11 protein-coding genes and 1 pseudogene are annotated in these 9,968 nt (G+C 59.4%); 7 read left to right on the top strand and 5 right to left on the bottom strand.

The window, feature by feature from the left end; translation table 11 throughout:
• Nucleotides 1–173 precede the first annotated feature (173 nt).
• Nucleotides 174–329, top strand: a complete 156-nt coding sequence (locus BRAS3843_RS42145; RefSeq protein WP_244425270.1) for a hypothetical protein — start codon at nucleotides 174–176, stop codon at nucleotides 327–329.
• A gap of 22 nt (nucleotides 330–351) precedes the next feature.
• Here BRAS3843_RS42145 and BRAS3843_RS12760 read toward each other — a convergent pair whose 3' ends face one another.
• Nucleotides 352–729, bottom strand: a complete 378-nt coding sequence (locus BRAS3843_RS12760) for a hypothetical protein (RefSeq protein WP_035981585.1) — start codon at nucleotides 727–729, stop codon at nucleotides 352–354.
• A 162-nt stretch (nucleotides 730–891) separates the two neighbouring features.
• Nucleotides 892–1,281, bottom strand: coding sequence for a helix-turn-helix domain-containing protein (locus BRAS3843_RS12755; protein WP_035981584.1), 390 nt, complete (start codon nucleotides 1,279–1,281; stop codon nucleotides 892–894).
• Between the two features lie 106 nt (nucleotides 1,282–1,387).
• On the opposite strand from BRAS3843_RS12755, the gene BRAS3843_RS12750 reads away from it, so the two are divergent.
• The 4 genes from BRAS3843_RS12750 (at nucleotide 1,388) to BRAS3843_RS12735 (ending at nucleotide 4,460) form a co-directional block, all read left to right on the top strand.
• A complete protein-coding gene (locus tag BRAS3843_RS12750) occupies nucleotides 1,388–2,107 on the top strand; it encodes an SDR family oxidoreductase (RefSeq protein WP_244425268.1) in 720 nt (239 codons plus the stop codon).
• 15 nt (nucleotides 2,108–2,122) lie between these two features.
• Entirely contained in the window at nucleotides 2,123–2,740 is a 618-nt protein-coding gene (locus BRAS3843_RS12745) for an NAD(P)H-dependent oxidoreductase (protein WP_008969306.1), read from the top strand.
• 67 nt (nucleotides 2,741–2,807) lie between these two features.
• Nucleotides 2,808–3,734 (top strand): oxidoreductase, encoded by a 927-nt coding sequence (locus BRAS3843_RS12740; protein WP_008969305.1) that lies wholly within the window; start codon nucleotides 2,808–2,810, stop codon nucleotides 3,732–3,734.
• Nucleotides 3,735–3,812: 78 nt separating this feature from the next.
• Nucleotides 3,813–4,460, top strand: a complete 648-nt coding sequence (locus BRAS3843_RS12735) for a DsbA family protein (RefSeq protein ID WP_008969304.1) — start codon at nucleotides 3,813–3,815, stop codon at nucleotides 4,458–4,460.
• 264 nt (nucleotides 4,461–4,724) lie between these two features.
• On the opposite strand, the gene BRAS3843_RS12730 is transcribed toward BRAS3843_RS12735, so the two are convergent.
• A complete protein-coding gene (locus tag BRAS3843_RS12730; RefSeq protein WP_008969303.1) occupies nucleotides 4,725–4,976 on the bottom strand; it encodes a helix-turn-helix transcriptional regulator in 252 nt (83 codons plus the stop codon).
• A 66-nt stretch (nucleotides 4,977–5,042) separates the two neighbouring features.
• Between BRAS3843_RS12730 and BRAS3843_RS41475 the strand changes: the two genes are divergently transcribed.
• Together BRAS3843_RS41475 and BRAS3843_RS39595 are read left to right on the top strand one after the other, a co-directional pair.
• Nucleotides 5,043–5,540, top strand: coding sequence for a hypothetical protein (locus tag BRAS3843_RS41475; protein ID WP_175361115.1), 498 nt, complete (start codon nucleotides 5,043–5,045; stop codon nucleotides 5,538–5,540).
• A 396-nt stretch (nucleotides 5,541–5,936) separates the two neighbouring features.
• Nucleotides 5,937–7,496 carry an IS630 family transposase gene (locus BRAS3843_RS39595; protein WP_083841359.1) on the top strand — a complete coding sequence of 520 codons (1,560 nt, stop codon included), beginning with the start codon at nucleotides 5,937–5,939 and terminating at the stop codon, nucleotides 7,494–7,496.
• 785 nt (nucleotides 7,497–8,281) lie between these two features.
• On the opposite strand, the gene BRAS3843_RS12710 is transcribed toward BRAS3843_RS39595, so the two are convergent.
• Both BRAS3843_RS12710 and BRAS3843_RS12705 read right to left on the bottom strand, forming a co-directional pair.
• A complete protein-coding gene (locus tag BRAS3843_RS12710; protein ID WP_008969298.1) occupies nucleotides 8,282–8,593 on the bottom strand; it encodes a DUF736 domain-containing protein in 312 nt (103 codons plus the stop codon).
• A 708-nt stretch (nucleotides 8,594–9,301) separates the two neighbouring features.
• Nucleotides 9,302–9,968 (bottom strand): annotated as a pseudogene (locus tag BRAS3843_RS12705) (chromosome partitioning protein ParB); the annotation flags it as partial.

Here is a 9,968-nt window from a genome sequence, read left to right as displayed (position 1 = left end):
GGATGAGACCGGCATTCTTGCCCAGGCGAACCGGTCACCTCTTCGAGGCCCACGGTCCTTGCGCCTTCGATCGTCGCCATTCGAGGACCTTCCGCGTCGATATCCGCTCGCGGCATTCCAGTTCGGCGGCTCGGGCCAATCGTCACTCGGGTTGCATCCGTGGAAACACCTAGTTGGCCGTTGCCGAGATCACATCGATCTCGATCATCATTGCGGACCAAGCCAATTGGCTGACGGCAACGAAGGTACCCGCCGGCTGGGTCGAGCCGGCGAAGACCTCGCTCCGGCATTTTCCTGGCTCGGGAAAGCTCCTGATGTCGGTGATGTAGGTGGTGACCTTGATGACGTCATTCAGGCTGCCGCCCTGCTTCTCAAGGACGCGTGTGATCTTGTCTCAGGCATATCCTCCGGCCGGAAGCGTTCAGTGTTGGCGCAACGGCGGCTCCGGCGCAGCGTCGCCCGCAACTTCTCATCGGCCTTGCGCTCAATGATCAGTCGCTCTTTGGCGCCTTGGCGTAAATACGGCAACTGCTCGAGCAGTCCCTTTGGATCGACCAGCGGGTTCGTACCGCCTAATTCTCGCGTGGTCACGTTCTCGCGAAGTTCGGTTAGGCCATTCGACAACGGGTGCATCATGAGATGGGCGAATGGTGAAAGACCTCGAGCTACCAGTCCGACGAAAACGACTTCCGTCGCGGACTCGAACGCAATATTCGATGCCAATATCATAGGGCTAGGCGCGCCGTGGTCCGGGTCAGAACATGCCGGACTGGATTGCAAGCTCAAATCGCGGAGGCGCAGCAGACGGCCCCCTAGAATTTCACCGATCGCAATTACCTTGCTTTTATAAGGCCTTGGAAAAAGGCGCGCCTTAGCATGTTCGCACCGAACTTAGCCGCGGTGAGCTGCTTCATCGTGGCGTGCCCGATAACTTTCAATCTCGCTCATGTGATCCACCACCCAAGTCGCCAGCTGCATCAACGGTACGGCAAGCGACTTCCCTAGATCGGTAAGGCTGTACTCGACTTGAGGCGGGACGCTCGGATGAACTTTCCGTGCCACCATTCCGTCGCGCTCTAACGCCTTGAGCGTACGGGTGAGCATCTGCTGCGAAATCCCACCTATCAAACGCTTCAACTCGTTAAAGCGGCGGGGCTGCTCGACCAGCACAGTGATGGCGAGAATGGTCCACTTGTCGCCCATACGGCCAAGGACCTCTTTGACTGGCCCGCAGCCGGGATACGTTCCGGGCTGCAGTGGAATGGGGTCGGTCATACGCATGTGACTAGGCCTCAAAAATCTACGTTCTTGTCTATCGGGCAGTCTACTCCAATCATCTAGTCAGCAAAACATACCAACCCAAGGAATGCATGTATGGCTGACAAAAATGACACTTTCCGACCTTGGCGCCAGCACCGCTATCGTTGCGGCTCTGCCTCGCAGCAGTGATTTCGCGAGGAAAGCAATGAAGATTTCGCTATTCGGCGCAACCGGTCCGACCGGACGGTACCTCATCGAGGAGGCGCTCAGGCAAGGCTACAGCCTGTCGGTCTATACGCGCGATGCCAGCAAGCTGAAGGACTACCAAGGAAAGATCGAAGTCGTCGTCGGCGACCTGACGAACGTCAAAGCGATGGCCGAGTGCATCCGTGGTTCTACGGCGGTCATCAGCGCGCTTGGACCCAACAGCCTCAAGATCAAGGGCGACCGGCCGATCATGCACGGTGTCGGCAACATCGTCTCGGTCATGAAGAAGCTGGGTGTTCATCGCCTCATTCAAATTTCCACGGCGAGTTATCGCGATCCGAAAGATAGCTTCGACCTCAAGGCCCATTCGTTTTTGATGCTGTTCAAGCTGATTGCACGCAAGGGCGTAGACGACATCAGAGCAACAGCCGAATTGGTTCGGGATTCAGGGCTGGACTGGACGCTGGCGAGGATTCCCAACCTCAAGGATGGCCCGGCCAGCGGGACCATCGACGTCGGCTGGTACGGAAAATCCAAGCTCAGCACGAAACTATCGAGAGGTAATCTCGCGAAGTTCCTCGTCGAGCAGGTTTCAAACAGGGAGTTCGTTCGCGCGGCTCCTGCAATCGCCAGTCACTAAAGACCAGGAGCAAGCATGACCAACATCCTCCTCATCACGTCGAGCCCACGCAGTGCCGAAGGCTTGTCCCGCCGTGTCGCGACTGATATCGCCGAAAGGCTTAAGGCCCATTCGGGCGCCACGCTAACGACACGCGATGTTTCGGCAGAGCCGCTACCGCATATCGCACCAGCCTATATTAATGGCCGCATAGCATCGCCGGAAGCACGTACGCCGGCACAGGCGCAGGCCGTCGGGCTCGCCGAAACGCTGGTCAATGAGGTCAAGGCCGCCGACACAATCGCCATCGGTTCGGGCATGATCAATTTCGGTCCGTCCTCGCAACTCAAGGCATGGTTCGATTACATCACATGGCCGGGCGTCACGTTCAAATACGACCAGAACGGCCCAAAGGGTCTATTGTCCGGCAAGAAGGTCTATCTCGTCGTGGCAAGCGGCGGCGTCTTCTCTGAAGGACAATACGCGTCGTTCGACTTCCAGACCGGCTACCTCATGCACCTGCTACGCTTCATCGGCTTGACCGATATCGAGCTGATCCGTGTCGAGGGGACCGCTTACGGCCCTGACGCCGTAAAGGCGGCCATGGCCTCGGCTGAAGCGCAGATCCGCACTGCGCTCGAAGGCGCCGCCTGAGTGCGGATTTCAGGAGCGGCAGACCCAAACGCGTGTCGAAAGAGAGAGAGAAAGAGAGAAGAAACCTGTGCCATCCAAGGGATTTACGACGGCCGATGTGCCCGATCAGTCAGGCAAGTGCTTCATCGTCACAGGGGCCAATACGGGCATAGGCTTCGAAGTGGCGAGCGCGCTGGCGGTGCGGCATGCGCGGGTGCTGCTCGCCTGCCGGGACGAAGCGAAGGCGAGAGCCGCGATGAGCCGGATTCGTCAAAAGACTCCGGGGGCGGAACTCGCGTTCCTGCCGCTTGACTTGGCTGATCTGGCGAGTGTGCGGAGCGCAGCCGAACTCGCCGCCAAGGAGCCGCGTATTGACGTTCTGATCAATAATGCCGGGGTGCAGGGACCGACGCTGAAGCACACAGCGCAGGGCTTCGAGCAGACATTCGGCGTCAATCACCTTGGCTGCTTCGCGTTGACCGCGCTGCTACTGCCCAAGCTCATGGAAACGCTCGGATCGCGCATCGTCGTCACGAGCAGCGGGCAGCACAAGGACGCGAAAATCGAATGGGAAGACCTTAACGCGCAGAAGACCTACAAATGGCTCCCGCGCTATGGCGCCAGCAAGCTCGCGAACCTGCTCTTCGTCTTCGAGCTGGACCGGCGGTTGAGCGCGGCAGGAGCGCCGGTAACGGCGGTAGCCTGCCATCCGGGTCTTGTCGGAACGAACCTCGCCCGCGGCAGCTGGTGGGGCAACATAGCGTTGTCCCTGATCGGGTTGCTATTAGCTACGCCCGCCATGGGCGCCTGGGGCGCGCTGCACGCAGCGACCGGACGAATAAAGCCTGGCGGTTACTACGGGCCGACGGGATTCTCCGGGCTGCGTGGCCCTTCCGGTGAAGGTGTTCCCTCTGAGGAGGCGAGGAATCCGCAGTTCGCCAAGCGACTGTGGGATGTGTCCGTAAAGATGACCGGGATCGATCCCGGCTTGCATCCCACCAATGATCCCTCATGACTTACCAATGGAAGGCGCGGCAGCCACCAAGCGACCCAAATTAAGCCAAGACTGCCGAGCGATCAAAAGGATGACATGATGCTGCAAATCGATCTTTACACCGAGATCACCTGCCCTTGGTGCATCATCGGACATCACCGTCTCAACAAGGTTCTGGCGGAACGCTTCCCTGAGCTGGACGTCGATATCCGTCAACATCCGGTGCTTTTGCTTCCCGATGCGCCAGCGGAAGGCCTCTACATCCCCGATCTTCTCCGGTCGCGCTATGGAGTCACCGATCCGAAGGTGGCGTTTGCACGGCCCGAAGGCGAAGCGCGAGCCTCGGGGTTAAAACTCGACCTCAGCCGCCAGCTTTGGGCGTATGCCACGCAGCCTGCCCACGCCCTCATCCTTGCCGCCAGGGAACGCGGCACGCAGCATCGGCTCGCGGTGGCAATCTCCGAGGCCTATTTCCTCGGTGCAATGAATATCTGTGATGCAGATGTGCTCGCCGGTATTGCCTCAGACCATGGGTTCGAGCGTGCGGAAGCACACGCAATCGCCCTCGATCCCATCCAGCACAAGCGCGTGGAGCAAGAGGCGGTCCGATCTGCGGCAGCAGGCGTCCGCTCAGTGCCCCATTTCATCTTTGGCGGACGCGCCGCGATCAACGGTGGCCGCAGCGAAGACGAGATCGCGCTGCACATCCAAGAAGCCGCGCTCGCTCAGGTGAACCAGCATCAATAGGAAGATAGCCCGCATGACCGCCTGACGTTCAATGACATCCCCGACAGACACGCCATTCCGGCGACATTGCACTTCCACCATCCAAATTCATTTGGTTGCGGGTTCAATGGTGCTGAAATACAAGCCCCTGAAATCTTCACGATTTCAAGGGCTTATGCTTCCTGGTTGCGGGGATAGGATTTGAACCTATGACCTTCAGGTTATGAGCCTGACGAGCTATGCAAGAGCGGTCATGCGTCCCGGGCAATTCAAATTTTTGCTGAATTAGGAACCTCTTCGCCGAGATGAGGGTACGATCAGCAGCTTGTCCGGTGTCACGTTCAGTGCTGTTGCGATTTTCGCCAGGACCACGATTGTCACGTTTCTTTGGCGGCGTTCGACCTGACTAATGTAGGTCCGATCCACCCCCGCCTCATGGGCTAACTCCTCCTGCGAGAGCTCAGCCGCCTTCCTAAGCGCCCTGACGTTGTCGGCCACCACCCCAATTATTCCTAAATCGTTCTTCCCGGCCGTCATCGGCCCAAAGAACGTCGCAGCAGACTATCGATCCACGGACTTTGAGTCCCATTTTCGGCGCAAATGTTGACTATCGTCTACATCGATAGTGTTATCGAAATGCACGTTCCGAGGGATAGAAACTTGGTCACCTGCAACAGTGCGTTCCGCCATGACAGTTCGGCCCCCGAGTGTCCAACCACTGATAAGGTGGAAGCGTTTTGGGAGTCCGGCGAGGTGGGCCCCCTGGGCCCCTCGACTTACCGCGCGGGCTACCGCATTCGCGCAACGGGAACCATTCTTTGCAATGTCGAATTTCCTGCGGCGATCGCTGAGACGGCGATCGTGGCCAATCTCGCGCTTGCGACAACGATTACGCCGGACGGATACATTCGATCTACCCTTAGCGGGGTCGCGGACCTGACGTCTAAAGCCGAGCCAATCGACCAACTCATTGCCCAGTCATTCTCAGTCGAAAATCTGAGGCTGGAGGGGATTAGCGCGGCGGATTTGGGGGCGCTGTTAGAACGGCTTGAGCGTTCCGTAGCTCTTCTGCACGAGGTCATTAAGCATAGGTCGGATTAGGTCATCAACCGAATCTCCGGGAATGGTGGAAGCGGAGCCACAGCAGGTGGGATGAAGCCGCTTTGTGCTGGCGCCTGATGGCGGCGATAGTCCGCGGTATCATCGGCCACATGGCGAGATGCAAACCACCAGTAGAAGGTGATCGCTCAGCGAGCACTGAAGCGGGCCGCGCTGCATGCCGTGGCCGCTGTGGCCGCCGTGATAGCACGGTCGTCGTATTCGCCACCTGCCAACTCCTCGTTGGGGAGTAGCGGAGGCGGCCGGAGCAGCGGCGGCGGGTCCGGCAGCAGCGCAAGGCCGAGACGGTCGCGAGCCGGTTCATCCGTGGCGCGCACGTCTGCCGAGGCGTTTTGCGCACCCGCGTGCCCCTTGGTTCCGAGCAGAGAGGTACAAAACATGCCCTGGAAGTCAAATACGCTTCTCGAGGCCCGTAGCGAATTCGTGCAACTGGCGCTCGCCCCGAATTCAAACATTCAGAGCCTCTGCCGGCGCTTCAATATCAGCCGGCAGACAGGCTACCGAACGCTGGACCGATATCGGATAGCCGGCGCGAGGGGCCTGGAAAGCCAGTCACACCGCCCCCACCATACACCCCATCGCTGCCCAGCTTCTACCGAATCGGCCGTTCTAACCGTGCGCTCCGGCCACCCAACCTGGGGCGGACGAAAAATAGCGGCCCATCTTCGATCAATGGGTTGTACGAGCGTACCCGCGGCATCGACCATCACGGCGATTTTGGCCCGACATAACCAATTGAAAGGCTCGCCCGCTCAAAGCAAGTTTTTGAGCCTGCTCGGGCAGTTGCACACCCCGCTAAGTCGGGAAGATCTTCCAACTTCTCTTCAAGGTCATCCGGACCTCGCCGTCCTACTCGAAAAGCTTGAAAAAGGCCGCCCCATTGAGCGGCTTCGCGCACTCGCCGTGGTGGCCTCACGCAGCGGGCTGCGGACAAGCGTGGCTTGCCGCAGCCTCAAGCAATGTCGGTCAAGCTACGCACGTTCGATCCGTTTGTTCGAGGACGGTGGCGCCGAGCGGCTGTTCGCCCGTCGCATCAACCCCCACCGCAAGTTCGACAGCGAGCAAGTCAAACAGGCCGTCTTCAACATCCTGCACCAGCCGCCAGGCAATTTCGGCATCAACCGTACCACCTGGAAAATGGCCGACCTGGTGCGCGCGATGAACGAGACGGGGCAGCCGGCTTGCGAAGAGGTAATCCGCGCGATCGTGAAACGTGCCGGCTACCGCTGGCGCAAGGCGCGGATTGTGCTGACCTCCAACGATCCCGAGTTCTCACACAAGCTCCATCGCATCCGTTCCATTCTCGCCGATCTGAAGACCGATGAAGCCTTCTTCTCGATCGACGAATTCGGACCTTTTGCGGTCAAGGCCCAACCGGGACGCATGCTGATCGGTCCCGGTGAGCAACATTATGTACCGCAATGGCAGCAATCTAGGGGCTCAATCATCGTCACGGCCGCTATTGAATTGTCATCCAACCAGGTCACCTATTTCTATAGCCTGAAGAAGAATACGGACGAAATGATCCGCATGCTTGACGCACTCGTTGCCGAGTACCGCGGTCGCACGAAGCTTTACCTCTCTTGGGATGCCGCCTCCTGGCACGTCTCAAAGAGACTGTTCGAACGCATCGATGCACATAACGCCAGCAGCATTGGCGGCAACGGCCCTCAGATTGAGACGGCGCCGCTCCCAGCCCGCGCGCAGTTCCTCAACGTGATCGAATCGATCTTCAGCGGCATGGCTCGCGCCATCATTCACAACAGCAACTATGGATCGGTTGACGAAGCTAGGGCGGCTATCGACCGGTACTTTTGCGAACGTAACGCTCAGTTCAAGAGCACCCCGCGGCGGGCGGGTGGCAAGCTCTGGGGCAAGGAACGAGAGCCGGCCGAGTTCTCTCCTTCAAACAACTGCAAGGATCCTCGGTTCGGATAGAGGCTAAACAGTGCCCGCGACACGACGGCGATGGCGCGACCGCTGTTGACCCAAACGGGCAGTTTAAGGACAGGCAGAGCACGTCCGCTCTGCTCCGGTTTTAGGACATGAGCTTGCTCCGCTAGGAACGCGCGGTTTCGTGCTGGAACCGATGCGTTCGACCAGCACGAAATTCCTCCACAAGATCTCGTTGCTCGATCCGCGGCGTTCATGGCACTTAGAAGCTACTGCAGCCCGATGCAGACGTTATTCTTCCAGTCAGGACAAAGCGTTTAGCTATGTCGTGGCGGTGTGTGGCGACATCAAACTTGCCGCTGGCGCTAACCCTTGGATGTGCAGACAACCACTTAGCCGTCCTCAGGCGACAGTGCTTTTATCTTGCGCTCTCCCCTTCTTCTCGCTCAGCCCGCTCAAACTTCCTCTCGCTGGCGTGACAAGGTCCTTGCATCGACGCCACGCAGCGTCGGAGGCCGCGAAAATCCTGGTGCGCCGTGCAGGTTTTCGCGCTCAGAGAGGGCACCATTTCGCTGCAAAACAGGGGGCGTCACTGCTCCTGGAAGTTGACGAAATATCACCCCGGAGAGCACAAATCAGGGCAGATCCGACGCAAAACTCTGATCGATCCGCCCAAAGCACTGCCCAAAATCTGTCCGGTTGATCGCATTTTTGAGCGGCGAAACCCCACTTCGGAGGCGCAGAAACTGCCCTTCTACCCTCTTTAAAGCGGCGCAGGAAACGCGAAAAAGCCCCGCCTCTGAAGAGGCGGGGCCGATGATCCGATTGGATCAGTCGCCGCTGCGGCGCGACCAGATCAGGCTCAAATCCTGCTCGCCTTCGACCTTGACCAGCGAGGCGTAGATCGGAGCGGGAAAGCTCGGATCGTCGAGCTTGACCGAGAGATATTCGCGATCGCTGTCGCGGACGGTCTTCTTCCAGGCGGCGCCGAATTCGGTCGCGCCTGCGAAAATCCGGTAGTCGGGAGCCTTGTCGTTGTCCTTCTCGGACGCAGTGAACTTGACCTTGATGTTCAGCGTCAGCGTCTTGATCGAGCCGGTGTAGCCGTTATCCGAAGCGGTGAAAGTGCCGATGGTCGCCATGGTCATCTCCGTCTGTCTGTTGTTCGGGCCGCGCCCATCGCAGCCTCGATGGCGATCCTTGGCCCGGGGAGCGATCGGCCCGCAGCCTTAAGGCCCGCAGCGCAGCGGAGGACGGCGAAAGCCTGCTTTTTTGTCTTGCGCGAGGAATGCCGCCGCTTGGCGGCAGGGGAAAAAAGCAGGCGCAGCCGTTGCGGGAAGGCGATCGAGGCTCTTGCCGTCCCTCGGGCCTGATCAGCCCATTCGAGGGTGTGTTGGACGCGAGCCCATGACCGAACTGACGGCGATGACCATGGCAGCCAGGCCCGGCGCAGCATCGGAAAGCGGCGGATCGATCAGAGAAAAAGCCGACGTCTGCGCATCAATTGCGAGCACAATGCACCGGACAAACCAAGCGAGCTCGATTGCATTGACGCATCAGGAAGCGACGCGCCGGTCAGGATTATTCGCGCGATTGCTCTTTGAATACGTGAGGTCTGGACACGATCATTGTCCGTAGCTTGATCGCCTCGTCGCTGCCAAAAGGCAGGCGTGGCACAGCCTCGCTGGGCGCTGCACGGCGTAGATCGGACCGATCGTAGCCCGTCTTTGGAGACGGACTATCGTCATTAATCGTCCGCTTCGCTTCGACCGATCCGGCCGCGCGCCGTCAGGTGCGCGGCCGGAATTTGAGAGACCGCCGGGCCATCTCTCCGACCCCCGGCTCACCTCTCACTCGGCTGCTTGCGAGCAGAAATTATGGCCTTGCGTCTTGTTGGGCCCACCGGCCTGATCCTGCATCTTGGCCGTGCGAAGCAACGGCGGCAACCAATCGGTTGCGGCCAACAGTTGCTCAGCTGCTGCCGCCATCTCGGCCTTTTTCAATCCCGACAAACGGTCAGCGGCCTCATCGCTCACGCCTTCGCGGACGGCCTGCAGAATGGTGGCCTTGGTGACCCGGCCGAGATAACTTTGCACCGTCGGCCGCCAGTATCCGGTCATGTCGAGGGCGATGGCCCCGGCCAAACGGCTGGCGGCCGCCAACGCGTGCGGCCTTAAGTCAAATGGCAATTTGACTGCATTGACCGTCAATGCCGTGCAATGGGCGAACAGCGCCATGCGACTGTCGTGATCGAGTTCGGCCACGAAGTCCCACAGCTCAGCGATATCCCGCGGCATTTGCCTCGCCCAATTGGAATGGCGATCCGACCAGGCCTTTCCGGCCGGAATGTCTTCGATTCCGGCCGCATGCGTGGCCAAATCCGTCTTGACCGGCTGAATGCCAACTACATGGGCATTGGCCCCGATATAGAAGATTTGTGCGGCGAGCGCATGCGTGACCGCCACGATGGCAACGTCCGGCTGCTCACTCAGCTTGAGACGCAGCCCCAAGGTGCGA

It is taken from the genome of Bradyrhizobium sp. STM 3843 (assembly GCF_000239815.1).
Classification (GTDB): domain Bacteria; phylum Pseudomonadota; class Alphaproteobacteria; order Rhizobiales; family Xanthobacteraceae; genus Bradyrhizobium.
The sequence above is the reverse complement of the archived record's forward strand: the minus strand, read 5'-3'. Positions and strand labels throughout refer to the sequence as shown.